The 26,451-nt window shown below is 37.2% G+C and carries 27 protein-coding genes; 8 read left to right on the top strand and 19 right to left on the bottom strand.

What is annotated here, in order from left to right; all coding sequences use genetic code 11:
* Nucleotides 1-4 precede the first annotated feature (4 nt).
* From ACZZZK_RS15320 to ACZZZK_RS15310, 3 genes are all read right to left on the bottom strand, one after another.
* Nucleotides 5-310, bottom strand: coding sequence for a YbaB/EbfC family nucleoid-associated protein (locus ACZZZK_RS15320; RefSeq protein WP_056848259.1), 306 nt, complete (start codon nt 308-310; stop codon nt 5-7).
* Nucleotides 311-413: 103 nt separating this feature from the next.
* Nucleotides 414-1,646: a serine hydrolase domain-containing protein gene (locus tag ACZZZK_RS15315; RefSeq protein WP_463484898.1), complete on the bottom strand. Its 1,233-nt coding sequence runs from the start codon at nt 1,644-1,646 to the stop codon at nt 414-416.
* A gap of 68 nt (nt 1,647-1,714) precedes the next feature.
* Entirely contained in the window at nt 1,715-2,266 is a 552-nt protein-coding gene (locus ACZZZK_RS15310; RefSeq protein ID WP_463484897.1) for a cupin domain-containing protein, read from the bottom strand.
* Nucleotides 2,267-2,755: 489 nt separating this feature from the next.
* On the opposite strand from ACZZZK_RS15310, the gene ACZZZK_RS15305 reads away from it, so the two are divergent.
* On the top strand, nt 2,756-3,133 hold the full coding sequence (locus ACZZZK_RS15305) for a GxxExxY protein (protein ID WP_463484896.1): 378 nt from the start codon (nt 2,756-2,758) through the stop codon (nt 3,131-3,133).
* A 158-nt stretch (nt 3,134-3,291) separates the two neighbouring features.
* On the opposite strand, the gene ACZZZK_RS15300 is transcribed toward ACZZZK_RS15305, so the two are convergent.
* Both ACZZZK_RS15300 and pdhA read right to left on the bottom strand, forming a co-directional pair.
* Nucleotides 3,292-4,956 carry a 2-oxo acid dehydrogenase subunit E2 gene (locus ACZZZK_RS15300; RefSeq protein ID WP_463484895.1) on the bottom strand — a complete coding sequence of 555 codons (1,665 nt, stop codon included), beginning with the start codon at nt 4,954-4,956 and terminating at the stop codon, nt 3,292-3,294.
* Between the two features lie 29 nt (nt 4,957-4,985).
* Nucleotides 4,986-5,981, bottom strand: coding sequence for a pyruvate dehydrogenase (acetyl-transferring) E1 component subunit alpha (gene pdhA, locus ACZZZK_RS15295; RefSeq protein ID WP_056849234.1), 996 nt, complete (start codon nt 5,979-5,981; stop codon nt 4,986-4,988).
* 1,166 nt (nt 5,982-7,147) lie between these two features.
* Here pdhA and ACZZZK_RS15290 point away from each other — a divergent pair.
* The 3 genes from ACZZZK_RS15290 to ACZZZK_RS15280 all read left to right on the top strand — a co-directional run bounded on the left by ACZZZK_RS15290 (nt 7,148) and on the right by ACZZZK_RS15280 (nt 9,134).
* Entirely contained in the window at nt 7,148-7,705 is a 558-nt protein-coding gene (locus tag ACZZZK_RS15290; RefSeq protein WP_056848253.1) for a C40 family peptidase, read from the top strand.
* Between the two features lie 97 nt (nt 7,706-7,802).
* On the top strand, nt 7,803-8,930 hold the full coding sequence (locus ACZZZK_RS15285; RefSeq protein ID WP_463484894.1) for a CapA family protein: 1,128 nt from the start codon (nt 7,803-7,805) through the stop codon (nt 8,928-8,930).
* 21 nt (nt 8,931-8,951) lie between these two features.
* Nucleotides 8,952-9,134, top strand: a complete 183-nt coding sequence (locus ACZZZK_RS15280) for a hypothetical protein (RefSeq protein ID WP_463484893.1) — start codon at nt 8,952-8,954, stop codon at nt 9,132-9,134.
* A 3-nt stretch (nt 9,135-9,137) separates the two neighbouring features.
* Here ACZZZK_RS15280 and ACZZZK_RS15275 read toward each other — a convergent pair whose 3' ends face one another.
* Nucleotides 9,138-9,323: a hypothetical protein gene (locus ACZZZK_RS15275; RefSeq protein WP_265798593.1), complete on the bottom strand. Its 186-nt coding sequence runs from the start codon at nt 9,321-9,323 to the stop codon at nt 9,138-9,140.
* Nucleotides 9,324-9,480: 157 nt separating this feature from the next.
* Nucleotides 9,481-11,526 (bottom strand): M13 family metallopeptidase, encoded by a 2,046-nt coding sequence (locus ACZZZK_RS15270; RefSeq protein WP_463484892.1) that lies wholly within the window; start codon nt 11,524-11,526, stop codon nt 9,481-9,483.
* A gap of 92 nt (nt 11,527-11,618) precedes the next feature.
* On the opposite strand from ACZZZK_RS15270, the gene ACZZZK_RS15265 reads away from it, so the two are divergent.
* Nucleotides 11,619-12,551, top strand: coding sequence for an SPFH domain-containing protein (locus ACZZZK_RS15265; RefSeq protein WP_463484891.1), 933 nt, complete (start codon nt 11,619-11,621; stop codon nt 12,549-12,551).
* A 68-nt stretch (nt 12,552-12,619) separates the two neighbouring features.
* On the opposite strand, the gene ACZZZK_RS15260 is transcribed toward ACZZZK_RS15265, so the two are convergent.
* The 4 genes from ACZZZK_RS15260 to ACZZZK_RS15245 all read right to left on the bottom strand — a co-directional run bounded on the left by ACZZZK_RS15260 (nt 12,620) and on the right by ACZZZK_RS15245 (nt 17,557).
* Nucleotides 12,620-14,788: a carboxy terminal-processing peptidase gene (locus tag ACZZZK_RS15260; protein ID WP_463484890.1), complete on the bottom strand. Its 2,169-nt coding sequence runs from the start codon at nt 14,786-14,788 to the stop codon at nt 12,620-12,622.
* Nucleotides 14,789-15,062: 274 nt separating this feature from the next.
* Nucleotides 15,063-15,746 carry a hypothetical protein gene (locus tag ACZZZK_RS15255; RefSeq protein ID WP_463484889.1) on the bottom strand — a complete coding sequence of 228 codons (684 nt, stop codon included), beginning with the start codon at nt 15,744-15,746 and terminating at the stop codon, nt 15,063-15,065.
* Between the two features lie 29 nt (nt 15,747-15,775).
* Nucleotides 15,776-16,618 carry an isoaspartyl peptidase/L-asparaginase gene (locus tag ACZZZK_RS15250; protein WP_463484888.1) on the bottom strand — a complete coding sequence of 281 codons (843 nt, stop codon included), beginning with the start codon at nt 16,616-16,618 and terminating at the stop codon, nt 15,776-15,778.
* Nucleotides 16,619-16,681: 63 nt separating this feature from the next.
* Complete coding sequence (locus ACZZZK_RS15245) at nt 16,682-17,557, bottom strand: cyanophycinase (RefSeq protein ID WP_056848238.1); 876 nt, start codon at nt 17,555-17,557, stop codon at nt 16,682-16,684.
* Nucleotides 17,558-17,851: 294 nt separating this feature from the next.
* Here ACZZZK_RS15245 and cphA point away from each other — a divergent pair, with 294 nt between their 5' ends.
* Nucleotides 17,852-20,467, top strand: coding sequence for a cyanophycin synthetase (cphA, locus tag ACZZZK_RS15240; RefSeq protein ID WP_463484887.1), 2,616 nt, complete (start codon nt 17,852-17,854; stop codon nt 20,465-20,467).
* Between the two features lie 66 nt (nt 20,468-20,533).
* Here cphA and ACZZZK_RS15235 read toward each other — a convergent pair whose 3' ends face one another.
* Nucleotides 20,534-20,989 carry a PA2169 family four-helix-bundle protein gene (locus ACZZZK_RS15235; RefSeq protein WP_056848236.1) on the bottom strand — a complete coding sequence of 152 codons (456 nt, stop codon included), beginning with the start codon at nt 20,987-20,989 and terminating at the stop codon, nt 20,534-20,536.
* A gap of 198 nt (nt 20,990-21,187) precedes the next feature.
* Here ACZZZK_RS15235 and ACZZZK_RS15230 point away from each other — a divergent pair, with 198 nt between their 5' ends.
* Both ACZZZK_RS15230 and ACZZZK_RS15225 read left to right on the top strand, forming a co-directional pair.
* A complete protein-coding gene (locus tag ACZZZK_RS15230) occupies nt 21,188-21,877 on the top strand; it encodes a hypothetical protein (protein WP_463484886.1) in 690 nt (229 codons plus the stop codon).
* A gap of 47 nt (nt 21,878-21,924) precedes the next feature.
* A complete protein-coding gene (locus ACZZZK_RS15225; protein ID WP_463484885.1) occupies nt 21,925-22,329 on the top strand; it encodes a hypothetical protein in 405 nt (134 codons plus the stop codon).
* 86 nt (nt 22,330-22,415) lie between these two features.
* Here the strand turns inward: ACZZZK_RS15225 and ACZZZK_RS15220 are convergent, their stop codons facing one another.
* The 7 genes from ACZZZK_RS15220 to ACZZZK_RS15190 all read right to left on the bottom strand — a co-directional run bounded on the left by ACZZZK_RS15220 (nt 22,416) and on the right by ACZZZK_RS15190 (nt 26,400).
* The gene (locus tag ACZZZK_RS15220; RefSeq protein WP_463484884.1) at nt 22,416-23,150 is read right to left on the bottom strand and encodes a ThuA domain-containing protein; all 735 of its coding nucleotides are present in this window, start codon (nt 23,148-23,150) and stop codon (nt 22,416-22,418) included.
* Between the two features lie 37 nt (nt 23,151-23,187).
* The gene (locus tag ACZZZK_RS15215) at nt 23,188-23,610 is read right to left on the bottom strand and encodes a low molecular weight protein-tyrosine-phosphatase (protein ID WP_463486296.1); all 423 of its coding nucleotides are present in this window, start codon (nt 23,608-23,610) and stop codon (nt 23,188-23,190) included.
* Between the two features lie 13 nt (nt 23,611-23,623).
* Nucleotides 23,624-24,052, bottom strand: a complete 429-nt coding sequence (locus tag ACZZZK_RS15210) for a hypothetical protein (protein WP_463484883.1) — start codon at nt 24,050-24,052, stop codon at nt 23,624-23,626.
* A gap of 105 nt (nt 24,053-24,157) precedes the next feature.
* Complete coding sequence (locus tag ACZZZK_RS15205; RefSeq protein ID WP_463484882.1) at nt 24,158-24,592, bottom strand: hypothetical protein; 435 nt, start codon at nt 24,590-24,592, stop codon at nt 24,158-24,160.
* Nucleotides 24,579-24,959, bottom strand: coding sequence for a phage holin family protein (locus ACZZZK_RS15200; protein WP_056848232.1), 381 nt, complete (start codon nt 24,957-24,959; stop codon nt 24,579-24,581). Before ACZZZK_RS15200 ends, ACZZZK_RS15205 begins: the two co-directional genes overlap by 14 nt.
* A gap of 53 nt (nt 24,960-25,012) precedes the next feature.
* Nucleotides 25,013-25,279, bottom strand: coding sequence for a YtxH domain-containing protein (locus ACZZZK_RS15195; protein WP_056848231.1), 267 nt, complete (start codon nt 25,277-25,279; stop codon nt 25,013-25,015).
* A gap of 71 nt (nt 25,280-25,350) precedes the next feature.
* Complete coding sequence (locus ACZZZK_RS15190) at nt 25,351-26,400, bottom strand: AI-2E family transporter (protein ID WP_463484881.1); 1,050 nt, start codon at nt 26,398-26,400, stop codon at nt 25,351-25,353.
* Nucleotides 26,401-26,451 lie beyond the last annotated feature (51 nt).

Raw genomic sequence — 26,451 nt, 5'->3', positions numbered from 1 at the left:
TAATTTATTGACCAAACATTCCGCCCAAACCACCTAACATATCTGCGGCTGAGGCTTGCATTTCTGTAGCACTAACCTCTTCGGCATTAGCCAGAGCTTTGTTAATTGCCGTTAATAACAATTCTTCTAACTCTTCTTTATCTGCATTTTCCAAAAATGTTTCATTAATTGAAACGCCTGTTATTGCTTTGTTTGCGGTTGCTGTAATCTTTATGGCGCCGTTCTCCACCTCTCCAAAAACAGAAATAGTATCTAAACGCTTTTTAATTTCTTCCGCTTTTTGTTGCGCTGCTAATAATTTATCGAACATAATTTGTTGTTTTATTAATAAGTTAAATTTACCTAAAATTGTTTTCGAACGCTATTATAAAAAAAACCTCGCAGGTTTTTGAAACCTGCGAGGTTTAGATTATTTAATCTTCATCGCTTCCTGGCAAGCTGCCATTGCCGTGGTAGGCACCTTTTCTGATTATCGGCATGCCCAGGTGTTTGTATAAATCATCAAGATGCATTAAACTTCCGTTGGTCAAATTCCCCAGAAAAATTACAATAATATTTTTGTCAAGATCGCGAACGTAGATATGTCTGAAACCGTGCCACCAGCCTGTATGATAAACTACTTTGTCCATCTTTTCCCCATCAAACATCCGCCATCCATAGCCGTAATTAAAGTGCCCGTTAACAGGCTTGTTGCGACCAACATAAGATGAGTCAGTACTTTTTTTGCTAAGTAACCTTCCATTTTTTAGATACTTATCATAAAGCACCAGATCATGAACAGTGCTGTAAATTCCCTTATCACCAACTGGTCCGTCTAAAAAGTTTTGGGCAACAGAGTATCTAAAGCTATTGCGATCATGCCCGACTACATCAACAGGAATTTTTTCATATTCAGTCGTACTGTAAACGTGAGTATTTTTCATCCCTGCAGGTTTGAAAATATGCTCCATCATATATTGAGAAAAACGTTGACCGGTTACTTTCTCAATAATTGCCCCTAATACCATAAAATTGGAGTTGTTATAGTGAAAGCGATCATCAGGTTTCACATAACGATTTGGCTTGCGTTCTGCAATCACATCCATTACTTCTTGGTTACTCACCCCTTTTTTCATGTTGCGTTTTTCCTTACGCCAAATGTCATCAATGAAATAAACATAATTCATCATTCCACTACGATGTGTCAGCAATAGTTTTACTGTAATTCCATCATAAGGAAAATTTGGGAAGAATTTTTTGACGTTATCATCTAACGAAAGTTTTCCGGCCTCGACCAGTTGCATAATAGCGGTTCCAGTGAACGTTTTGGTAATGGAGGCAAGTTCGAATTCAGAAGAAATTTTCAAACTATCGCGATGCAAGTAATCGGCCCAACCTATCGCTTTCTCGTACAGAATTTTGCCATCTTTAGCAACAAGCATATTCCCATTGAAGCCGTACTTTTTATGTAGGTTTTGTACAAAATCGGCGATCCACTTATCACCTTTGGCAGGGTCGTAGGCGATTAAAAGGCTATCTGCTTTATCATCTTCCTTTACACGGATCTTTGCATCGGCAGCTTTTTTTTCTTCCGATTTTTTGGTGTTGCAGGCAGTAAATAGGGTAACAGAGAGCGCTAAAGCTGAACAGAAATATCTAAAATTCATTAATATTAAGGATAGTGTATTTAAAACCCGAAAATTAAAGAATTTTAGACGGTTAAATAGAAAGAGTTTTAAACATTTGCGCAATTCTGGTTATACCAGCACTCAAATAAATGACCCTTGCTACCATAAACAGGATCGTTATCTGGATTTTTCACTTTTGCAATGTCATCATCTGCCTCTGGTCGTTCTTCAGGCTTACCATATTTTATGTTATATTCAAGCCCGTTTGGGTAGGCACCAACTACTGTAAAATCTTCACTTGAATTCAGTTTCATGTGCGCAACTCCAGCAGGAATAACGACAACATCACCTTTATCCAGTTCGATGCAAACACCATGATCGCCTCCAAACTGTACTTCAGCTTTACCGCAAAAAACACCCATTACCTCGTGGGTATTGCTATGATAATGTTGATAATCGAAAATACCATCAACCCAGGCATTGGTATAGCCATTTTGCGCAAAAACTTTTTTAATTACTTCATCTGTATCATCTGGATGAATTAAAAAAGCACCCTTATATATCATTAGAGGTAATTTGGCATTGTTAGGGAAGTTTCCATTCTCTTCAATTGTATGTGATACGAGATAAGCCTCTTGTATTAATTTTTCTTTGTCCATGATTGAGGGGTTTGGTTAATTAACAAAATAAAGAAGAAAGGGTTTAGGATTTTGTTGGATGGTTATGTGGTTAAATTTTGGTGCTCATGAAATTTACTATTTTTCGAGGAAATCAACTGGAAATTATTAGCGTATATCTATTGATTTCTCCCGCAGATCAAAAAGATTCTCGCAGATTTATTTTTATAAGCAACCAGAGTCAACATTTGGTGCCCTTCAAATCGTTTTCATCTGCGAAATCAACGGAAAATTATTAGCATATATCTATTGATTTCTCCCGCAGATCAAAAAGATTCTCGCAGATTTTTTTTTATAAGCAACCAGAGTCAACATTTGGTGCCCTTCAATCGTTTTCATCTGCGAAATCAGTGTTAATCAGCTGAAACTATTAGCCTATAACCCTTAATTTCCCTATAAATCAGAACAAATTCACGCAGATTTTTAGTTACATTAGAATAATCATCCAAAGGCAACTTAAATAATTTAACTATGGATGAAAATGATCTTTCTTATCAAATTAGAGGAGCAATCTTTACAACATATAACGCTTTGGGGCCTGGCCTTTTAGAGTCTGCATACGAAGCAGTGTTAGCTTATATACTGACTGAAAATGGCCTACAAGTTGAACAACAAGTTCAGTTGCCGATAATTTTCAATGATATCGAACTCGATGCCGGTTATAGAATCGACCTGTTAATAAACAGATTAATTATTGTCGAAATAAAAGCAGTAGAAAATTTAGCTCCAGTTCACCACAAGCAAGTGTTAACTTATTTAAAACTTTCTGGTTTAAAATTGGGATTGCTTGTTAACTTCAATTCGGTCGACATCAAAAATTCCATTTTCCGAAAGGTGAATGGACTATAAATACTAATGTACTTACAAACAAAGATCTGCGTAAATCACCTTAATCTGCGGGAGAATTTATGGCTAAAATGCTGTCAAATCAAAAAGCCACTCCGGTAAAGGAATGGCTTTAATATATTGCTCAGTTCGAAAACTGAAAATGATAAACTGTAAACTGCTTACGCTAACAATCTAATCGGCTCTTCTAATAAACCTTTTAGCGTTTGTAAGAATTGTGCTCCAGTTGCACCATCAACCACACGGTGATCGCAACCTAGAGTCAACTTCATCACGTTACCCGGAACAACAGCACCGTTTTTAACAACAGGAACTTGTTGAATAGCACCAACAGATAAAATTGCACCATCAGGTGAGTTGATGATCGATGTAAACTCATCAATACCAAACATACCTAAATTAGAAACTGTGAAAGTCGATCCTTCCCAGTCCGCAGGTTGTAATTTCTTAGCTTTTGCTTTACCACCAAAGTCTTTTACTTCAGCAGAAATGTGCGATAAAGATTTACCATCAGCAAAACGAACCACAGGCACTAATAAACCATCTTCAACAGCCATAGCAACGCCAATGTTAGTATGTTCGTTGAAACGGATTTTATCACCACCCCATGATGAATTAACTGCTGGATGTTTTTTCAACGCAACAGCAACGGCTTTAATTACGATATCGTTGAAGGAAACTTTAACAGGAGCAACAGCATTGATTGCCGTACGGGCAGCCATTGCGTTATCCATATCAATACTTACGGTTAAGTAAAAATGTGGTGCTGTAAATAAACTTTCTGCTAAACGTTTTGCAATTACTTTACGCATTTGCGAAACAGGCTGTTCTGTATATTTCACCTCGCCAACAAAAGTTGGGATCACTGGCGCAGCAGCAGTAGCTTTTTCAGCAGCAGCCGGAGCTGATTCTGATTTCGCCGGTGCAGCAGCAGGTTTATAGTTTTCGATATCTTTTTTAATGATACGGCCACCTTCTGCACTACCAGCAACTTGTGATAAATCGATTCCTTTATCTTTAGCAATTTTCTTAGCCAATGGCGATGCTTTTACGCGACTATCAGAAGAACTTTCTGCCACTGGAGCAGATGAACCAGCATCAGCAGTTGTTGCTTGTTTTTCTTCTTTCGGAGCTTCTTCTTTGCTTTCAGCTTTTGCAGCCGGAGCAGAACCGCCCGCTAAAATACCACTCACATCAGTTCCTTCCGGACCAACAATGGCGATAATTCCGTTTACTTTAGCCGCCTCACCTTTTTCTACACCAATGTGTAATAAAGTACCAGTTGCATAACCCATCACTTCCATAGTTGCCTTATCGGTTTCTACATCCGCTAAAACATCATCATCCTTAACCTGGTCGCCAACTTTTTTATGCCATTCAGCAATAACGCCTTCAGTCATGGTATCGCTTAGCAAAGGCATACGAATTACGGTAACGCCTTTTGCTGCTAATTCTTCCTCGCTTAAACCACCACCTTGAGCAGGGGCAGCTTCTTCTTTTTTCTCTTCAGCCTTTGGTGCTTCAGCGCTTTCAGCTTTCGGAGCTTCGCCACCTTTTTCAGCATCTAACGCTGCCTGAAAATCTTCACCTTCTTTACCAATAACGGCCATAACAGCATCAACAGGAACAGCCTCACCTTCTTTTACACCAACGTATAAAAGTGTACCATCCCAATAAGATTCCATGTCCATTGTTGCTTTGTCAGTTTCTACTTCTGCCAAAACATCGCCGCTTTTCACTTTATCGCCCACTTTTTTATGCCACTTCGCCAAAACCCCTTCGGTCATGGTGTCGCTCATTTTGGGCATTTTAATTACATCAGCCATTATATCTAATTAATTGAAATCTTTTAAAATTAGTCCATTACGTAAGGGTAGTTCTCCGTCATATACACATCTTTGTATAATTCAGATGCTTCTGGCCAAGGAGATTCTTCAGCAAACTTAACCGCTTGATCTACGGTAGCTTTAACTTTAGCTTCTACTTCTTCAATCCAAGCTTGGTCAGCATATTTTTCTTTCAAAATAGTTTCTCTTGCCAATTCAACCGGATCTTTTGCTTTATAATCTTCTAATTCTTCTTTAGTACGGTATTTTGCCGGATCAGACATTGAGTGACCACGGTAACGGTAAGTTCTCATTTCTAAGAAAGTAGGTCCTTCACCTTTACGGGCACGTTGAATTGCTTCATCCATCGCGTTATGTACCGCAACTGGGTCCATGCCATCAACCGGAGCACATGGCATATCAAAACCTAAACCAATTTTATAAATATCAGTCATGTTGGTGGTACGTTGTACCGAAGTACCCATTGCATAACCATTGTTTTCGCAAACAAAAATTACAGGCAATTTCCACAACATAGCCATGTTAAAAGTTTCGTTTAATGCACCCTGGCGCACAGCACCATCGCCCATATAACAAATATTAACGTTATCTGTTCCTTTATATTTTTCTGCAAAAGCAACACCAGCACCTAGTGGAATCTGACCTCCAACAATGGCATGTCCACCATAAAAATTATGTTCTTTGCTAAACATGTGCATAGAACCACCTTTACCTTTAGAGCATCCAGTAGCTTTACCATACATTTCTGCCATAATGCTGTCGGCACTAACACCTAAAGCCAAAGCATGAGCGTGATCACGGTAAGTAGTAATCATCGAATCGCCTTTTTGCATTGCAGATATGGCGCCTGCAACTACAGCCTCTTGTCCAATGTATAAATGACAAAAGCCACGAATTTTTTGTTGTCCGTATAATTGGCCTGTTTTTTCTTCGAATTTGCGCATAAGCAACATCGATTCGAACCATTTTAACCAAGTATCTTTATTTATTTCTACTGCACTCATTTTAGGATATTTGTTTTTTTGCGACAGCAAATCTAATTTTTTTATTGTAATTTTTGGCACTTTTAAGTGTAAAAACATCATACACTTTAATACAATCGTACATTTAACAGTTGTTTTCTCATCAAAAGTTTTTGATACCGCCTATTTTGCCTAAATCATCGATTTTACGGAAATTAAAATCACAGTTTATCAAGCTATCGCTTTCAAATAATGGTAAAATTTAATTCTGCAAAATCCTATTAAGTCCTAATTTATTAATTTTTATTTGAAAGGCAAATACAGATGCCTTTAAGTAAAAGTAGCCCCGCCATTCGCATTATCTTTTTTGTCATTTTTTATGATCAAAGGAAAGAATCTACCACAAAAAAGGATAATTGCTACTGTCGGGCTTAAGTTGGCATGGCTTTGTGCATTTTATTAAAGATTTTAAACCTACTCCCCTCCTTGAAAATAAAGAGGGGAGTAGGTTTATGCTGAAAATTCTAATCTGCTGCTATAAAATAGGGTTTGATGCACCAACCTAACACCTTCAAACAAAAGACTGTTAATCAATGGCAACTCCCCTCCTAATTTACGAGGAACAAGGGGTGGTTATTTTGGAAAATTGTATTTTACCAAGAACAAATGAACCCACCAAGGTTCAAACCTTATAGAACGAAAATACTTTTATTGCTTAATATGCTGCTACAAAATAGGGTTTGATGCACCAACCTAACATCTTCGAACAAAAGACTGTTAATCAATGGCAACTCCCCTCCTAATTTAGGAGGGGCAGGGGGTGGTTATTTTGGAACATTGTATTTTACCAAGAACAAATGAACCAACCAAGGTTCAAAGCTGACAGAACGAAAATACTTTTTTGCTTTTGAAAGTTACTAACTCTATTATGTTACTGGTTATTTAGAGTGAGTAACTTTGCAATAAAAGCTTGTAAGGATAGCAGGGCTTTCGGAATCGACGAAGAAAAAAACTTGCTTTTCGAAACAATTTTAGGTGTCTTATCTCCGTTTCCTAACAAGCCGGAAACGTTGAAATGTTAATAACTTTCACTTTTTAACAAGTTACATTTGGATAACATTTGTATAATTAATACTTTTGGCAACCAACAATAAGCCCATGTGGTTTACGTTACTGTGTAAGTGAATACCCAAACATAACTGTATAACATGATTAAAAAATTTTTGTTTTCATCCTTAATCGCTATTTGCACGTTCTCAGCCGCATTTGCGCAAACAAAAACAAAAGAATCTGGTAAAGAATTAAACGATCCCGACAACTTAGCATCACAATATTTCTCGCAAGTAATGGGTGTTGCTGTAGATGCGACTTCAAACTTAAAATTATACAAGTTTGTTTACGAATGGATCGGAACGCCATATAGCTATGGTGGAAACACCAAAAGAGGCATCGATTGCTCGGCATTCACGAAAGCGATTTACGACAAAGTTTTCAACACTACCATCAGAAGAAATTCACGCGATATTTTTAGCATGGTAGATCCATTATCTAAAGATGATTTAAAAGAAGGCGATCTAGTTTTCTTTAAAATTAAAAGTAGAAGTATTTCTCACATCGGTATTTATTTGGGAGATAATCGCTTTGCACATGCCTCAAGTTCTCGTGGCGTGGTAATCAGCAACTTAAACGAACCCTATTACAGCCGCTATTTTTACAAAGGCGGACGGATTTTAGAATCGTTTAAAAAGGAATTCACAGTAGAATAAAGCAAATTACAATCTTAAATTTAAGTTTTTAGATTGAATACATACGATCCTCCTGAAGCAATTTTGGAGGATTTTTTTATACCTTATAAATTAATTAATGAAATTCTCGAGCGGCTTAATTTTATCTTTTCTTACCATATTCATTGTTTTAAGTTGTACCAATAACAAAGCGCAGGTGGTTGCAGCTGGTGCGAAACAAGATACCATCATCAGGAAATTAAAAGATACCATTTCAATTACTGCTGTTGGCGATATCATGCTGGGCTCGGCTTTTCCTTCAAAGATTAACCTACCACCAGATGATGCCGTTAATAGTTTTCAGGCCGTTGATAGTTTATTGAAAGGCGACATCGTTTTCGGAAATTTAGAAGGATGTTTCTTAGATTCGGGTAATTCAAATAAGTGTAATGGCGTTAACCCCAATAGCTGTTATGCCTTTAGAATGCCAGAACGTTACGCCGGTATTTATAAAAAGGCCGGCTTTAATGTACTGAGTATTGCCAATAACCATGTTGGTGATTTTGATGCCAGAGGAAGGAAAAATACTGCCAAAGTTTTAGACTCTTTGAAAATACATTATGCCGGACAGGTAAATAAACCTTTCGAAATTTTTGAAAAGGACAGCGTTAAATATGGCTTCTGTGCTTTTGCACCTAATGAAAATACAGTTTCTATTAATAAAATTGACAGCGCTAAAGCTTTGGTTGCCCGTTTGAAAAAGCAGGTAGATATTGTTATCGTGTCTTTTCACGGTGGTGGCGAAGGTGCCAGATTTGAGCATGTCCCTCGCAGAAACGAGATTTTTTATAGAGAAAATCGCGGTAATGTTTACAAGTTTGCACATGCTGTAATTGATGCTGGTGCTGATGTAGTGCTTGGGCATGGGCCACATGTAACCCGAGCAGTAGAAGTTTATAAGAATAAATTTATCGCTTACAGCCTGGGGAATTTTTGCACTTATGGCATGTTTAGCCTAAAAGGCAATAATGGAATCGCACCATTAGTACAACTAAAGATAAATAGTAAAGGTAATTTCCTTTATGCTGATGTAACCTCGATACAGCAGGATAAAGTTAACAGGCTAACTATCGATAATAACCACAGGGCATTTAAGCGAATAAAGGAATTAACTGATATCGATTTTATTGGACATCAATTAAAATTTGAAGACAATAAAATAGTAATGAAAGAAAACTTATCTGTCGACACTCAACCTCAACCTTAGTCTCAACCTCAATCTCCAATCATGAAAAAAGGATTAACTCTTCACTATATTATTGGTATAGCCGCAGCGATTTTAGTTTTAGCTGCAGCCTACTACATCAATCAAAATCCAAAGAATTTATTATCGGCAGGAATTATCATTTTAGCCGGATGCCTGGTTGCTTTTAGCCAGTATCAAATTATAAAAAGCAAGAAGCAGAAATAACTTCTACGCTTCGTCTTTCGTATTCTTCACCAAACCAATTCCGGAAACGAAGAAGATCAATCCAATTATACCGTAAACCAACAATCCTCTGGTTTGCTGACTGTGTTGTACAAATCCATACCCAGCATAAATTAATCCGATGATGCCTAAAATAGTCAATATAGTTCCGAAAGTGCGTTTAATATTCATAGTTTTAAAATTATCAGAGTAAATACAATATAAAGCGGTTTTTGTTTTATTCGTTACTTATGCCAAACGGATAAAAAAAATAAAGCCACAGACTTTCAGCGTTTAAAGCTAATAATCTGTGGCTTAAGATTAATGATCTGGTTGAACTAACCCGTACCTACCAAACGCCTAACCTATTTGCTGGCGCAACATACATTTTTGCAGTTGTAGGAATATTAAAGGCCTTATAAAAAGCTTCCATGTTATAAACTGGTCCGTTTACTCTAAACATTTCCGGACTGTGTGGGTCTGTTTTTAAGCGCACTCGCATGCTTTCATCGCGATTTTTCATTCTCCACACTTGTGCAAATCCCAAAAAGAAACGCTGATCTGGTGTAAACCCATCAATCTTATCTGTACTTTTCCCTTGCTTGGTTAATTTAAAAGCATCATAAGCGATATTTAAACCACCTATATCCGCAAGGTTCTCACCTAATGTAAGCGCACCGTTTACATGTTGGTTATCTAAAAGTGTAAATTTATCATAAAACGCGGCAACCTTATCTGCTTTCGTTTTGAATTTGGCGGCATCCTCCTTTGTCCACCACTCTTTCAAGTTTCCGGCTGCATCATATTGTCTTCCCTGGTCGTCGAAACCATGAGTCATTTCATGCCCAATCACGGCGCCGATAGCTCCGTAATTAATTGCATCATCGGCATTAAAGGCAAAAAATGGAAACTGAAGAATACCTGCAGGGAAAACAATCTCATTAAATGAAGGATTATAATAAGCGTTGACTGTTGGAGGTGTCATTCCCCATTCAGTTTTATCTACTGGCTTACCAAGCTTATCCATCATCTCCTTGTAAGCGTGTTTTTTCGCTGATTGGAGATTTGCAAAAAAGGTAGTTTTAGAGATCTCTACATCATCGTATTTCTTCCATTTATCGGTGTAACCGATTTTTTTTACGAAGGCATTTAACTTCTCCAATGCTTTCTTTTTGGTTTCGGCTGTCATCCAATCTACTTTTTTAATACGTTCTTCATACACCTTTTGAAGATTATCAACCAATTCTACCATTCTCTTTTTAGCTTCTGGTTTAAAATACTCTTCTGTGTATAATTGCCCTAAAAGGTCACCTAGGTTAAGATCGGTGTTATTAACCATTGATTTCCATCTTTCAGTAGGCAACTGACGGCCTGTAAGCGTTTTATCAAAAAACTCAAATCTGGCATCTCTAAATTTTTGTGTTAATGCATAGGCATTTTCATTTAGGGCATCGAACTTTAATTTCTCCTTCCAAATTTGGATTGGCTGTGTTTTAATTAAGTTTGATAGTGTTTGATAGTATTTCGGTTGTCGAACAATAATGGTGTCTACGTTAGCGCCTAATTTGGTTAAAACAGACTTGACATCGAGATTTGGAAGCTGTTTTTGAAAATCGGAAACAGCAAACTTGTTATAATTTTTTTGAGGATCGCGTTGCTCAACAGGTGTAAAATGACTTTGTGCTAAAGCCGTTTCGAGTTTAAGTATATCATTGGCATACTTCACCCCATTTAGTGAATCGCCAGAAAGGGCAAATATTTTAGAAATGTAAGCCAAATATTGTTCTCTTATTTTTTTAGCCTTTTCATCCTGATCAAGGTAATAACTTCGCTCTGGTAAATTGATGCCTGATTGATAGAAAATCAAAGCATTTTTTTGACTGCTTTTATCATCTGGCTCCACTCCGAAAGCCAATAAATCGCCTTCGCCGTTTTTAAACCCCTCGGCAATGAAATTGATTAATTCGTTTGCATTTTTTATATTATCAATTTTTGATAACAAGGGCATTATTGGCGTCGTCCCCAATTTTTCAATGGTTAATGAATCCATTCCACTGGCATAAAAATCACCTACCTTTTGTGCTATACTTCCTTTTGTCGCATTACTTTTGGCAGATTTCTCTAATATTTCTTTAAGATTTTTTATGTTATCATCATATAGCGTATAAAAAGACCCCCAACCTGTTTGCGTTTTCGGGATTTTTACATTTTTCATCCATTTGCCATTGGCATACAGAAAAAAATTATCGCCAGGTTTTACGGTGGTGTCCATCCCCGCAGTGTCAAAAAATACCGTTCGTGTATCTGTGCTGCTGGTGGTTTGATGGCTTTTATCATTTTGACAGGCGGCGAGTAGCAACAATGCTGCGGCTGGCAATAACAATTTCTTTTTCATGTATATATAAATTTAGTTTGCGGATATACTAAAGCTACAAAACAACCCTGTAGTTTCTACGAATTTTTATAACTTCATAAAAAAAACTTATTATGCAATACACGATCTACATTCTCGGTTTCATCGGAATTATTATTTTGTTAAGCTCCTTTGTTACCGTTAAACAAGGAACAATAGCTGTAGTAACGGTTTTCGGAAAATATCGAAGGCAGCTTCGCCCCGGTTTGAACTTCAAAATACCGTTAATTGAACAGATTTACTCTCGTATTTCTATTCAAAACCGTTCGGTAGAATTATCGTTCCAGGCAGTAACGCAAGATCAGGCGAACGTTTACTTCAAAGCCATGCTTCTATATTCTGTAGTTAATCAGGATGAGGAAACAATAAAAAACGTAGCCTTTAAATTTGTTGATGCAACGAATTTAATGCAGGCATTAATCAGAACTATTGAAGGTTCCATTCGTGCTTATGTAGCTACACAAAAACAAGCAAACGTATTGGCTCAGCGTAATGAGATTGTGCTGCATGTAAAGGAACAAATTGACCAGGTATTAGATGGATGGGGTTACCATTTACAAGATCTTCAATTAAATGATATTACTTTTGATGAAGAGATCATGCGTTCAATGAGTCGTGTGGTGGCATCAAATAACTTAAAGGCTGCTGCAGAAAATGAAGGTCAGGCTTTGCTAATTACCAAAACAAAAGGTGCAGAAGCGGATGGTAATGCCATTAAAATTGCCGCAACTGCAGAACGTGAAGCTGCTCAACTCCGTGGGCAAGGTATTGCTTTGTTTAGAGAAGAGGTAGCAAAAGGGATGACCAATGCGGCACATGAAATGCAGCAAGCGAACCTAGACACATCGGTAATTCTCTTCACCATGTGGACGGAAGCCATTAAACAATTTGCAGAGTACGGCGAAGGCAATATCATTTTCTTAGATGGTAGCACCGAAGGCATGAACAAAACAATGAAGGAAATGATGGCTATGCAATTGAGCCAGAATCCGATTAAGCCTTCATAAACATTTGATATTAACGAAAGAAGCCCGATTAGATAATTCTAATCGGGCTTCTTTGTTTTGCATTTGATTTATAGCTTTGGTGCTGTTGCAATCCCCAAATTCATCACATAATTACCAGATTGCTGCATAAAGTCCCCCATCACTTTTAAAGATTCATCTTCAATAAAATCAAACGTATCTTGTTTCGTTACTTTTTCACCCTTTTTAATAGCTGGCAAGCCTCTCAACGCTCTTAATTCATTTTGTCGAGCTAAAGATTTTGCTTCCTGAGCATCACGTTCAGCTTTTAATTTATTTTCATTCAACGTTACCGATACTTCCGCATCACGTTTTTTCAGGTCAGCGATATCTTGTTTAATAAATTTAAAATCTAACGAGTTTGCTATACGCTGTTCGCTGTTTTTTATTAAACCAGCTTTAACTGCTGATAAATTAGCAACCGCCTTGAAGTTCGAGCTCGGAATTACATCCCAAGGTAATGCTGATGGCTCTGTATCTTCTCCAATTTTATCCATTGGATAAAGCGATGGAAACACAACATCAGGTGTTACCCCTTTATGTTGTGTACTGCTACCTGCTACACGGTAAAATTTCGCCATGGTTAAATTAATCTGACCAAGATTAATATCAGCTGGATTTGCTCCGCTTGGAGAAGTACCAATAGTTTTGTCTCTGGTAACTAAACCCGCAATTTTTTGCAGCATACCAGGATTAACCAATTTATTTAAATCAATTGAGGATTGAACGGTACCTTTTCCATAACTCTGGCTCCCCATAATAATTCCTCTTCCATAATCTTGAATAGCTCCTGCAAAAATTTCTGATGCCGATGCACTTAAACGATCAATCATGACTCCGAAAGGACCATCCCATGCTACGCCAGATGTTTCATCTTCATCTACTTCAATTTTACCTCTTAAATCTTTAACCTGAACAACTGGGCCTTTATCGATAAACAAACCTGTTAATGAAATCGCTTCCACAAGAGAACCGCCGCCATTTCCACGCAAATCCATCACAATGGCATCCACTTTATCGATGTTTTTTAGTGAATCAACTAATTTTCTCACATCACGTGTAGTACTTTTATAGTTCTTATCGCCAGAATTTGCGGCTTTAAAATCTGCGTAAAAGGCTGGTAAAGAAATAATACCAATTTTATAGTTTTTGCCGTTTGAATTGATGGTTTTTACTTTCTTCTTAGCTGATTGATCTTCAAGGATAATTTTTTCCCTAACCAATTCGATAATTACCGGCTTAGAAGACATCTCTTTTCCTACAGGAATAACTTTCAAGCGAACTTTTGTGCCTTTTGGACCTTTAATTTTCGTAACAGTAACATCCAATCTCCAACCCACTACATCAACAAATTCGCCATCGCCTTGAGCAACTGCAATAATCCTGTCACCAGCGGTAAGTTGTTTTCCTTTAAATGCAGGTCCTCCTGGAATAATCTCCGAAATTTTAACAACTTCATTTTCGAGCTGTAATCTGGCACCAATACCTTCGAACGAACGAGACATTTCTTCGTTAAATTCAGTCGCTCTAGCGGGTACAAAATAGTTAGTGTGCGGATCAACTGATTCGGTAAATGCATCCATCAAAATTTGGAATACATCTTGATTATTAGTTTTCGAAGTTTGAGATTGAAGGTTTTGATAACGTTTTGTAAGTGTTTCTACGTTTTTCTCCTGTGCAGTACCAGCCAAGTTAAGATTGATTAACTCATATTTCACTCTTTTTTTCCAGGTTTCATTTAACGCAGTTGAAGAAACTGCCCATGGAAGCTTTTCACGGTCGTACACATAAGTATCGTTTTGATTAAAATCGTACTTGGTTTTTATTTGCGCTAAAGAGTATTTGAAATATTCGTTTAAACGTTTTGCATATACATTGTAAATATAAAATGGACCGCTTAAATCACCATTCTTGAAATCGTCGTCTAAAGTAGTTCTGTATTTCTCGAATTCTTTGATATCAGAAGCAAGAAAATAATTTTTCCCCTGATCTAAGGCCTTTATATATCTATCTAAAATTAAGGATGAAATAGAATCGTTAATCTGGATTTTTTTATAATTATAACTCTCGATAAGATTTACAACTTCCTTGATTACGAGCTTCTGTTGCTCATCGGGCATTACATTGGTAACGCCTTCCACAATCGGCTGTGGCTTTGGGTCGGCATGGCAAGCCAGTACCGCCGCAGTAAAAATTACAAAAAATATTCTCTTCAACATCTCTTTAAACGATTTAAAATCCATTTCAATATTATATAGCCAATATGATACCATTTTAACGAAAAAACAAAAAAGAGACAGCATTATTACTGTCTCTTGTTAAAAGGCTATCAAATCTAGCTAAAAGCTTTTTATTTAACAATTATTAAATTTTAACGAAAAATGGAGGTAATTGTTTTGCCATTAGGCCGGTAAGTAATTCTGGAATAGAAATTTACAATTGAACTACCTTGTAACCCAAGTACAAGGTGTATGCAAACCAGTTTTAAGGAAACTACGATTTCTTTTGGGCCGTTTTATTTGCGATAATCTCGCGGGCATCACTAATCTGAACTTTATATTGATTGGTTTTGATTGAGCTAGCTAACCATTCGGCGGTTTTTAGATCTCTTAAGGCGAGGGTAAAATCCTTTTTCTTTATTTTAACCTGCACAATTCCTAAAACCGATTCGATGTAAGAATTATTGCTTTTAAGTTGCTTGGCTAAAATACCTTGCTGGGTATAAAACCACATCGATTGTGTGTATTTACTGTTGGCAAGATAAACTTTCCCTAAAAGCTGATAGGTATTCATTAAACCGCTTCTGCTACCCATTTTAGAATAATTTTTGAGCGCAACATTTAAAAGAATCTGTTCAGCATCGCCGAAACGACCCAACTGGTAGTGCATATTGCTCATCTTGATGATGGCCTGACCATATTTGGAAAAGTTTTTAACGGCATTATATTCGAAAGCAGCTTTACCAAATAGTGTTAACGCTTCATTAAAATCACCTTTTTTTTCTAAATCTTCAGCGTCATCATAAAAAGAATTTCCATCTTCCAAATCGAACTTAGATACTGCAATAGTGATTGCACTTCCTCCATTTGGTTCCTGCATATCAGCCTTATCGATATTTTGAGCTTGTAGTTGAAATGACGCGAACAGGCTAAATAAAGCGAATAAATATTTGGACATGCAACAAAAATAATACTTTATATTCAATATTAGCTAAATACCTGTAAATTAACGTCGAAAGATGCCCAAACCATATAAGGATGTGAATCGCAATGGTAAATTTCCCCTGAAGATGTGATGCCGATTACCCCAGCGAACCCATCATATACTTTCAGTTCCAGAAAAGTTTTGTCACAGGCTTCTTTTAAGCTAAAGCCATCCGTTACCCGGGTAACAATTTTTGAAGCGGTTGCATTGCTTACAATATCCTCACCCACTCCAGTGCAAGAAATACCCGCATATTGATTGGCGTAATTCCCTGCTACTGTAGCCGAATCGCTTACCCGGCAAGGAATTTCAAAGCCTTTGCCACCAGTTGAAGTAGCGACAGCAAGATTGCCATCATCATCGAGCGCTACACAGCCCACCGTGCCTAAGTTATTTTGTTGATTTAGCTTCTCTTCGTATTCTGCTTGGCGTTGTTTGGTAATTGGACTGAAAAACTCATGACCGTTTTTCCGGGCAAAGTTTTGGGCACCACTTCCACTCAAAACACGGTCATCATAACTCAAGAGATCTTTAGCAATGTAAATCGGATTTTTTACATCTTCCACATTGATCACGCCACTAAACTTTTCAGTTTTGCCATCCATTAAAGATGCACTCAACCTCACCTTTCCATCGCTTTGGATCTGCGAACCAATGCCAGCATTAAACAGTTCATTATCTTCCAATAATGCAACAGTATAAACAGCAGTTTCTAAAGCGGTATGGGTTTTTAAATATTGATAACCAAGCGTAACAATTTCTGCTAAGGCGTCTTGCTTTGCTTTCTTTGTTTCTTGATTGGTTGATGACTCACTAAAAAAGCCACCATGTATAATTAGTTTCATTTTATTAGTATCAAGATTTTTTTATTCAGCATCAAGACTGATAACGCTCAACTGAATACTTATTTAAGCTACCGGGATCACTTTTGGATGATGAATCACCAGACTATGGTCGGTTAAGTCGTAAACATCACCATCACACATTACATGTACAACCATATTTTTTATTGATACAGGTTGCCCCATTTCTACATCTGTTAAATTGGTATCGGCCATTTGTCGGCCGTCTACCAAAATTACCATCCCAGATCCGATAGCTTCCATTACATGACCATCCGAAATAAAAAGACCGGTATCTTCGCCCAAACCTATGCCTAAAATACCCGGATTACTGGCTGCAGCGTACAATAAACGTCCAATTCTTCCGCGTTGAACAAAATGCGTATCGACAATTACATCATCAATAAAACCTAAGCCGCCCGTAATTTTAACTTCACCTTTTAATAGCGCATCCTTACTACTTCCCTGGTAAATCATGTTTTTTGAACTTGCTGCCGCTCCTGCAGATGTACCTGCAATTACAACTGCTTCGTTTTTATATTTCTCTAAGAGAATTTGATGAATTTTTGTTCCTCCGAATATTGATGAAAGCCTTAATTGATCGCCACCAGTAAAAATAATAACCTCAGCAGCAGCAATTCTTGCATAATTTTCATCGGAGTTTGCTTCCTCACGATTGGTAATATTTAGAACACCAACGTTATGCACATCTAATTGCGCATAAGCTTTGATATATTCTTCGCCAACTTTTTCAGGCATTAAAGAAGCAGTAGTAATAATTTCGAAGCGTGATTCAATATCTTTAACTGACTCAGTAGTGATTCTTTTTAAAATCCCACGCTCAAAAAAATTCATGTTTTCTGGTAAGCCGAATTGCGTTTCTGCAAAGCTGCCCGTGTTTATTGCTCCACCAATGATGATAAGTTTGCCTTTTGGAACCATTCTTTGTGTATTAGTAATGTATCAAAAAGCCCAAATATATCAGCTTAAGATAAAAAACACGACTTTTTTTGTCAATAATTACTCAATTGTTAACATTCGTTGAAATAAATCTTAAGAAAATTGGCTATTCTTTTCGTTGAAATAAAACAAATAGCGTTTTATTTTGATTTAGCTATTTGTGCTGTCAATTTCCAAAATAAATGTATAATTTACAATCATCAATTTTACTCCTTAAAATTGATTTAAAAAGGCCATCCCAACGCTTGGCTAACTAAAAAAACGACAAAATATTACATGAAGATACCGAACATACAAGTATTAAGAGGGCCAAATATCTGGTCCATCAGCAGGAAAAAACTTATCCAAATGCGCCTGGATTTAGAGGAGCTGGAACAACGGCCAACTAATACAATTGAAGGTTTCAGCGAGCGTATTGAAAAACTATTGCCGAGTATGTTTACACACCGATGCTCTAAAGGTGTGGAAGGTGGCTTTTTCTCCAGAGTAAAAGAGGGTACCTGGATGGGCCATGTTATTGAACATATTGCTTTGGAAATTCAAACCATTGCCGGTATGGAAACAGGATTTGGCCGTACCCGTCAAACTAAAACTGAAGGAATTTACAATGTCGTATTCAGTTATCTGGAAGAGAAAGTCGGCGTTTATGCAGCAGAAGCGGCAGTTAGAATTGCCGAAGCGCTAATTAACAATGAAGAGTATGATCTGGAGCACGACATCAGAAGGATGAAAGAAATCCGTGAGCTCGAAGCTTTAGGGCCAAGTACTGGCTCAATTGTTCAGGAGGCGGTAAGCAGAAATATTCCATGGATCCGTTTAAATAAAAGTTCGCTGGTGCAGTTGGGTTACGGTAAAAATCAGGTTCGTTTTAGAGCTACCATGACCGAAAAAACCAGCAGCATTGCTGTGGATATTGCCAGTAATAAAGAAGAAACTAAACGTTTATTAACCGAGGCAGCCATTCCGGTGGCATCAGGCGTTACAATTGCTAACCCTGATGACCTGGAAGCTTCAGTAAATAAGGTTGGCTTTCCTTTGGTTTTTAAACCGCTCGATGGAAATCATGGCAAAGGCGCAACCATAAATGTAAAAACAATGGAGGCCGCTAAAGCAGCTTTCGAGTATGCCAAAACTTATTCTCGCCGCGTAATTATTGAGAAATTCATCACCGGCTATGATTTTCGTGTTTTGGTAATTGACCATAAAGTAGTTGCCGCAGCACAACGCGATCCTGCCCATGTAAAAGGCAACGGTATTCATACCATTCAAGAATTAATTGATAAGGAAAATGAAGATCCTCGTCGTGGTTATGGCCATGAAAACGTATTAACAGAAATTTCTGTAGATCGTGACACGCTAGATTTACTTGCTAAAAAAGAATACACACTGGAAACCATTCCAGAAAAAGGCGAGGTTGTTTACTTAAAATCGACAGCAAACTTAAGCACAGGTGGAACATCTATTGATGTAACCGATATTGTTCATCCTCAAAATATTTTCATTTGCGAAAGAATTTCGAGGGTGATTGGTTTGGATATTTGTGGAATTGATATCATGGCGCAAAACCTGACGCAACCACTTACGGAAAATGGTGGGGTTGTATTGGAAGTAAACGCGGCACCGGGCTTCCGGATGCACCTGGCTCCAAGTGAAGGATTGCCGCGAAATGTAGCTGCTTCAGTGGTTGATATGCTTTATCCTCAGGGCAGATTATCACAAATTCCGATTATTGCTGTAACCGGCACTAACGGAAAAACAACTACCACTCGTTTAATCGCTCACATTATTAGAAGTAACGGTAAGCGGGTTGGTTTTACCACAAGCGACGGAGTTTATGTTCACAACACGATGTTGATGAAAGGTGACACAACAGGGCCAGTGAGTGCAGAATTTATTTTAAAAGACCCGACTGTTGAATTTGCTGTTTTAGAAACTGCCCGTGGCGGTATCTTGAGAGCAGGATTAGGGTTTAATGCTTGCGACATTGGGGTTGTTACTAATATTCAGGAAGATCATTTGGGTATTTCCGATATTCATAACCTGGATGATTTAACCCGTGTAAAAGCGGTGGTTATCGGAGCCGTTCGCCGAAAAGGTTGGGCAGTTTTAAATGCTGATAATGGTTATTGTGTAAAAATTGCCAGAGATGCCCGTTGTAATGTGGCTTACTTTAGCATGGATGAAAACAATCCTGTTATTAAAGATCATTGCAAAAAAGGTGGAATTGCGGCTATTTACGAAAACGGATTCATCACCATTAAAACGGGTGATTGGAAACTAAGGGTTGATAAAGCAACGCATATTCCTTTAACATTTGGCGGATCTGTTAACTTTATGATCCAAAATGTTTTGGCAGCAACACTTGCCGCTTACTTATGGGGCTACAAACCAGAAGATATTCGTTTATCGTTAGAAACCTTCATTCCTTCGGCTGCACATACCCCTGGAAGAATGAATGTTTTCAGATTCAAAGACTTTAAAGTTTTGGTAGATTTTGCCCACAATCCTGATGGATTTAACGGCGTGAAGGCTTATTTACAAAGTGTAGAATCAACAGAGCATGTTGGTATTATTTCTGGAACTGGCGACAGAAGAGATGAGGACATCATCGAAACAGCTCGTATCTCAGCGCAAATGTTTGATAAAATTTACATCTGTCAGGAGAAATATTTACGAGGAAGGCAGCAGCAGGAATTGATTGATTTGTTAGTAAAAGGAATTCAAGAAGTTGATCCAAATAAAGAGATTATCATCAATAACAAGAGCACAGAGTGTTTACAAATAGCGATTGATAATGCAAAGAAAGGTTCGTACTTGACCATTTTAAGTAACACGATTGATAATACCATTCAACGGGTTACCGAACATTTAGATAGGGAATTGGAAGCATAACCAGATATAAAAAACAAAACCACCTGATAAATATCAGGTGGTTTTTCTCATTTGACTAAAGCTAACTTACGCTTGAGAATCGCGTAATCTTTTGATCTCATCATGTGAAACTCTTAAAGCTGCTTTTTGATCCGAAATCAATTCTCTGATATTTGCCGGAAGGTCTTCTTCTTCCAAGGCCATTTTATACGCATTTTGAGCGGCATCTTCTCCAAACTCACAGTTGTTTAACACTGTTTGGCGATCGTGACCTGTAAATAAGGCTTTAACATCCATCCACGCTCTATAAATTTTTCCAGAATTAGTTGTTCCTGTTTCAATGTCTTCACCAAATGCAGCTACTTCTGTTGCCAAAGCCATTTTATATTTCTGGCTTTCCTCAATCATACTTAAAAATAATGATTTTAAATCTGCATCGCTATCTTTCAGTTCTGTACGGGCTTTTTCATAGCCTTCAATACGGTCGTTATTAATTTCAATGAGGTCGTTCAATACCTCTGCGGTTGCTGTTGTAGTTTTCATGTTCTTATTGATTTGATGTTACTATTTCAACATGAGTCAAAAGAAAAAAGTTTGTCATTTTTCAAAAAACAGCATTAAAACTGTCCTGAAGTTCCAAATGATTAAGGCTTAGTCTCATTTTTTTTACTGAAGCACTAATCACAAAACATAGAAGTATTTGTTTTTATAACTGCAAATTGCATATCAAACTAAAAGACGATGATGGCTATTTTTCAAAATCCCCCTGATGGCGGCACCATCTATACGGAAACCAATTTGAACAACTTATTTCCCGAACCACTTAATGCTCTTACAAGCTGTTTCTTTTTATGCATCGCTATATTTTGGACTTTCAAAGTTTGGGGTAAATTCAAACAAAATACTTTTCTTAGTCTTGCTTTAGTTTTGCTTTACATCGGAGGAATTGGAGGCACCACTTATCATTCTTTTAGGCGGTGGCCAATTTTTATCATGATGGATTGGATGCCGATAATGCTGCTCTGCCTTTCTGCTGGCGTATATTTTTTAGCCAAACTAACTAAATGGTATTTCGCTGTACTTATCATATTGCTATATGCTTTTTTCCAGTTTTATGTACGGAAATTATTTGCTGATGGCGATTTCCAGATTTTTATCAATATTAATTATGCCTTTATGGCTGCCTTAGTATTGTTTCCAGTTTTCGGCTATTTGTTAAAGACAGGCTGGAGAAACGGAAAATGGGTGGGTTTTGCTTTATTGGCATTTATTTTTGCACTTACATTTCGGATAGCCGATAAATGGGAAATATTGCAAATCGGCACTCATTTTCTATGGCATAGCTTTGGAGCAGTAGCCGCTTTTTGTATGCTCAAATACATCTATCTAGTTAACGAAAAAGATGCCCGACCCAATAATAATATTCTTTGAAGGTGTAAAAAGTATATCTTCGCTTTACACTAAACATAATATTATAAATGAAGAAATTACTGATTTTGGCTACGCTGATGTTGAGCCTGAATGTTGCATCCAATGCACAAAGTATATTGAGTAAAGTTGGTTCGGCTGCCGCGGCTTCTGGTTTGGATGTAAACAGTTTAACATCTGGGATATTAGGAAAACTTACTCCAGCGTTAAGCTTAACGCCTGCACAAAAGCCAACAGTTACCTCAATTGTTAAAGATTTTTTAGTGCAGAAAGCAACAGTTTTAGCTACGCAAAAAACCAACCCTACTGCAGCGCAAACAAAAATTGGCAAGCTGGTTTCTGGCTTAAAATCTAATTTAGGAACGATTTTGACGGTAGCACAGTTATCCAAATTTACTGCACTAAAACCTGCAGCACCATCAGCAACAAATGTATTATCGCAGTTGTTTTATTAAGGTTTTACTATCAAAAAATAATCAAGCCGCAGATTCGTAATATAAGTTTAATCAATTTCGAATGTGTGGCTGTATTTATTAATCTATTAGGGTTTTCTACCCATGGCATATAAAATTCCACCGTATAGATGTTTTAAAAACATATCATCTGTCCAGGTTTCTTTGGTATGCCCCATCGAAGTATAAAAAGATTTACCTCCATCGTATTCATGGTACCAACTAAATGGATGAAACTTTCCGTTTTTACCGCCATTATATGAATTTTCATCAATGGTTAACAATACCTTGATATCCGGATTGATGTCTTTAAAGTTGTACAGTTCGTCCTTGTGCATCCAAACTGAATCCTGAAGAAAACGGGTTGCTGGATGTTTACGGTCTTTAACGATAAACCTAGCTTCCTGAACCGCCGGGTGACTAATAAAGTAAGCTCCAGCCAACTTGCCATACCAAGGCCAATCGTATTCTGTATCTGTTGCAGCATGGATTCCTACATAGCCGCCGCCAGCCTGAATATAATGCTCAAATGCTACCTGTTGCTGATCATCCAAAACATCGCCAGTGGTATTTAAGAAAATTACAGCCGCGTATTTTTTAAGATTATTTTCAGTAAACTGTGCTGCATTTTCGGTGGTATCAACTAAAAAATGGTGCTGATTGCCAAGTTTTGCAATTGCAGTTTTCCCATCACTTATGGAGTTGTGCCTAAAGCCTTTTGTTTTTGAGAAAACTAAAACCCTTGCTGTCTTTTTATCGATGGCGAAACTTTGAGTTAGAAATATTAAGGCAACTAATACAAAAAAAGGAATAATCTTCTTCATAGAAATGGGTTTGGTTAGGTTCGTTTCAGTTGTAAAATTAAGAAAGTTGTTTGATAATTTCTTTACATCTTTCTTCAACTTGATTACAAACCGGGCCGAAAAGGTCGTTATCCCAATACGGATCTGTTACCTCATCCTCTGCTAAGAAAAGTTTAACCTTTTGCCGCTCATCATCTGTTCGGGCTAAACGCTTTACATCAGTTAAATTATTGCGATCCATAACCAAGATCAAATCATATTGGCTAAACATATTGTGGTTAAACTGTTGCGCCCTTTGCTGGCTTATATCATAACCCAAAACTTTAGCAGCAGCCACACTTCTTTTATCTGGCGCTTTTCCAATATGCCAATCGCCAGTTCCTGCCGATGCAATTTCCCAATTTAAACCTTGTTGCTTTGCAAGGTGTTTCATAATGCCCTCAGCCAAAGGAGATCGGCAAATATTCCCCAAGCATACCATTAAAACCTTTAAATTATTGGGCTTTGTAGACATAATCAAAAGTATAAACGGTGCCAGCGGCTGATGTGGTAGTTGTAGTTCGGGTTAATTTATTGCCCTTTAATGTGAATGGCGATTGTGGTGAAGAGGAAATAGTAATTTGCTCGCCTTCCCTGGTCCACGTTACTGGTTTACTATTCGGATCGTAAAATAAATCGCATAACGCACCATTTGAACCTGATGTAAATATGCCTTTGTCAGAAAATGTTAGTGTAGTAGTGGCAGCACAACTTTGAGGCCCCATAAGCTCCAAATAGTCTGTGCTGGTTTTGTTTCCAGATGTCATGGCAGGGCTTACCGTAACCGATTCAACACGCCAATTTTTACTGGAAAGTTTCTTATCCAAATCCTTTTTGCAAGAAAGTGTTAAGCAGATGGCGAGCAAGAGTAGTAATTTTTTCATCAGTTTTGTTTCATTGGTAACGGTTGATAGCATCATTACGCTACACCTAAAAGTATGAATTTTTTAAAAAAATAAAGCCTCATATTTTCAATATGAGGCTCAATATTAATAAGTTTCACTATCTGGCGGTATGCCATAATCTATGAATTTCTTTGATTTCTGTTCCTTCTTTTTTCCAAACCAACCTTTAACAGAGTTAAAGATCGCTGATAAGTGCTCAGCATCTAATGATTTTCCTACTTTTCCAGATACCAAACCTACAGCGGCTTTAGTTAAAAAGCCAGCACTTCGGAAAATGGTTTTGTTCATAAACATTGGCAGCAGGAGCGACATTGCTGTGCCACTGATGTTCAATTTTTCATCAGCCTTAAAAAAATTGCTTGGTGTTGCAAACTTCTTAATGAGTGCACCGAATGTAAACTGTTTTAAAAAGATTTTGCCATCGGTTTTGAGCATATTTTGTTTAAGTGTATACTCCACTTTTAACTCCAACTTTGCTGCTTGCAAATCTGCTAAAGTTCTGATGTTATACTTTCTCATCTTCTTCCTCCTTATCTGCAAGTTTGTCGAAATATTTTGTAATGGCTACGTTAATAATAGCTTTTTCAATGTATTTGTCTTTAGTTAAATAAACAATAACCGCCAACAAAAGGTATATCCCCGATACACAACCAAATCCTCGTGTATAGCTTCCCAAAACATCTGATAAGAAAAGAGCCAGAGTTACACTACCAAATAAAAATGCCAATATAAAACATACAATTACAGCAGTATTGGTAACTAAATCGGCAAATATTTTTGATACCTTTTCTACAAGGTAAAGTCTTGTATATTCAACTCTTGCTTCCAAAAAGCCTTTGGCGTCTTCAACAAGGTCTTCAATACTTTTTTCTTTATTTTCTTGCATAGTTTTAGATGGAATTTAAATGGGCGCCCGAAGCGCCCAATTAGTTATTATTTTTATGCGTGTTCAACGTCGTCACTGTACTCGTCTTCAACGCTTCTTAATTTCGTTTTAATTGAACTAACAACTTTATCCTTTAAACTTGATAAGTTATTAATCTCATCCGCAGCCTTATCTTTAATAGAATCTCCAAGATCTTTTAACGATTGGCTTAATTTGTCACGGGTTTCGTCACCTTTATCTGGTGCAAATAAGATACCTAAAGCGGCACCAGCAGCTAATCCTGCTAAAAGAGCAACTACTACTTTTGAGTTATCATTCATAATTAATTATTTTAAGGGTTTAACATTCACAATATAAGAAATACTATATTACATTATTGTTAAGCTATAAATTATAACTCATTAAGCTCATTATTTGTTTTAATTCTTTCCAATCTTTCTGATGCGAGCGTACTGGTTTCGTAAATCTTAACAAGCAAAATAAAATAAGATAATAATAGCGGACCAAAAACGAGTCCTAAAATTCCAAATAATGGGATACCAATAATTACGCCAATTACTGTGATTATGGGGTGAATGTTGCCAACTTTTTTTGCAATGATGAATCGAAGTACATTATCGATGTTAATGATAACAACAAAGCCGAAAATTAGCATCGCCCACCCGGCAAAGTTATTTCCGTTCGCAATTTGCAGGATAGCCGCTGGCACAAAAACCACAGGCGGCCCCAGAATAGGAACGAAAGATATAAAAGTGGTAATTACCCCCCAGAATACCGGGTCTTTATAACCTAAAATGTAAAACGATAAGCTCACCAGTGAACCCTGTACCAGGCAAATTAAACCCTGCCCCAATACGTTTGCATAAGTTGTATTTCTCATTTCATCGCCAAAGCGAAGTGCATTCTGTTCTCTAAGAGGTGCGTATTTAATTAAAGAACGTTCAAAGGTTTTGCGCTCGATGAGCATGAAGTATAGTAAAAAGTACATCACCAAAAGGCTTAGTATAATATTTACAGCACTAGAAATTAAGGAAGGAAATAACTCTGTTGCCCAGTTACCCAGCCGATTTAATCCATCTTGAATCACATCTTGATTGATATTAAAAGGAACTAAATGCTGAAGTTTAACCAATATATTTTTGAAAAATATTTCGTTGTTTTTAAGCTCAGATATTTTACTGATTACCATGCTGCTTAATGTATAAAATGGTAGCACAATCAGCAAAATACTGATCACGATTAGAAAAATAGCTACTAACCTTTTATTCCATCGTTTCACTTCAGCGAGGTGAATATAAGCTGGCCGCATGATGGTGTATAGCACCAAAGTACTGAGAATTGCACTAAAAATTGCTTGTAAAGAATACGCAATTAAAAGCCCGAGCGCTATAATAATAACGAGGTTGATGTTATTGCGTTGCTTAAATGAAAATACCGACATAAAGTGATGTTTGGTATTCTCTTAATAGCAAAAAGTTAGGTTTTGTTTTAG

The sequence above is a fragment of the Pedobacter sp. AC163 genome (assembly GCF_979258665.1).
Note: the sequence above shows the minus strand (reverse complement) of the source record. Positions and strands in the feature narration are given on the sequence as shown.

Coding starts and splice junctions, on each gene's coding strand:
- ACZZZK_RS15300 (WP_463484895.1), bottom strand. CDS start 4,956: ATGGCTGATGTAATTAAAATGCCCAAAATGAGCGACACCATGACCGAA.
- ACZZZK_RS15315 (WP_463484898.1), bottom strand. CDS start 1,646: ATGAATTTTAGATATTTCTGTTCAGCTTTAGCGCTCTCTGTTACCCTA.
- ACZZZK_RS15190 (WP_463484881.1), bottom strand. CDS start 26,400: ATGTCGGTATTTTCATTTAAGCAACGCAATAACATCAACCTCGTTATT.
- ACZZZK_RS15215 (WP_463486296.1), bottom strand. CDS start 23,610: ATGGTATGCTTGGGGAATATTTGCCGATCTCCTTTGGCTGAGGGCATT.
- ACZZZK_RS15260 (WP_463484890.1), bottom strand. CDS start 14,788: ATGTTGAAGAGAATATTTTTTGTAATTTTTACTGCGGCGGTACTGGCT.
- ACZZZK_RS15210 (WP_463484883.1), bottom strand. CDS start 24,052: ATGAAAAAATTACTACTCTTGCTCGCCATCTGCTTAACACTTTCTTGC.
- ACZZZK_RS15310 (WP_463484897.1), bottom strand. CDS start 2,266: ATGGACAAAGAAAAATTAATACAAGAGGCTTATCTCGTATCACATACA.
- ACZZZK_RS15305 (WP_463484896.1), top strand. CDS start 2,756: ATGGATGAAAATGATCTTTCTTATCAAATTAGAGGAGCAATCTTTACA.
- cphA (WP_463484887.1), top strand. CDS start 17,852: ATGAAGATACCGAACATACAAGTATTAAGAGGGCCAAATATCTGGTCC.
- ACZZZK_RS15245 (WP_056848238.1), bottom strand. CDS start 17,557: ATGGTTCCAAAAGGCAAACTTATCATCATTGGTGGAGCAATAAACACG.
- ACZZZK_RS15230 (WP_463484886.1), top strand. CDS start 21,188: ATGATGGCTATTTTTCAAAATCCCCCTGATGGCGGCACCATCTATACG.
- ACZZZK_RS15285 (WP_463484894.1), top strand. CDS start 7,803: ATGAAATTCTCGAGCGGCTTAATTTTATCTTTTCTTACCATATTCATT.
- ACZZZK_RS15280 (WP_463484893.1), top strand. CDS start 8,952: ATGAAAAAAGGATTAACTCTTCACTATATTATTGGTATAGCCGCAGCG.
- ACZZZK_RS15320 (WP_056848259.1), bottom strand. CDS start 310: ATGTTCGATAAATTATTAGCAGCGCAACAAAAAGCGGAAGAAATTAAA.
- ACZZZK_RS15205 (WP_463484882.1), bottom strand. CDS start 24,592: ATGAGAAAGTATAACATCAGAACTTTAGCAGATTTGCAAGCAGCAAAG.
- ACZZZK_RS15255 (WP_463484889.1), bottom strand. CDS start 15,746: ATGTCCAAATATTTATTCGCTTTATTTAGCCTGTTCGCGTCATTTCAA.
- ACZZZK_RS15225 (WP_463484885.1), top strand. CDS start 21,925: ATGAAGAAATTACTGATTTTGGCTACGCTGATGTTGAGCCTGAATGTT.
- pdhA (WP_056849234.1), bottom strand. CDS start 5,981: ATGAGTGCAGTAGAAATAAATAAAGATACTTGGTTAAAATGGTTCGAA.
- ACZZZK_RS15235 (WP_056848236.1), bottom strand. CDS start 20,989: ATGAAAACTACAACAGCAACCGCAGAGGTATTGAACGACCTCATTGAA.
- ACZZZK_RS15275 (WP_265798593.1), bottom strand. CDS start 9,323: ATGAATATTAAACGCACTTTCGGAACTATATTGACTATTTTAGGCATC.
- ACZZZK_RS15200 (WP_056848232.1), bottom strand. CDS start 24,959: ATGCAAGAAAATAAAGAAAAAAGTATTGAAGACCTTGTTGAAGACGCC.
- ACZZZK_RS15270 (WP_463484892.1), bottom strand. CDS start 11,526: ATGAAAAAGAAATTGTTATTGCCAGCCGCAGCATTGTTGCTACTCGCC.
- ACZZZK_RS15250 (WP_463484888.1), bottom strand. CDS start 16,618: ATGAAACTAATTATACATGGTGGCTTTTTTAGTGAGTCATCAACCAAT.
- ACZZZK_RS15290 (WP_056848253.1), top strand. CDS start 7,148: ATGATTAAAAAATTTTTGTTTTCATCCTTAATCGCTATTTGCACGTTC.
- ACZZZK_RS15195 (WP_056848231.1), bottom strand. CDS start 25,279: ATGAATGATAACTCAAAAGTAGTAGTTGCTCTTTTAGCAGGATTAGCT.
- ACZZZK_RS15220 (WP_463484884.1), bottom strand. CDS start 23,150: ATGAAGAAGATTATTCCTTTTTTTGTATTAGTTGCCTTAATATTTCTA.
- ACZZZK_RS15265 (WP_463484891.1), top strand. CDS start 11,619: ATGCAATACACGATCTACATTCTCGGTTTCATCGGAATTATTATTTTG.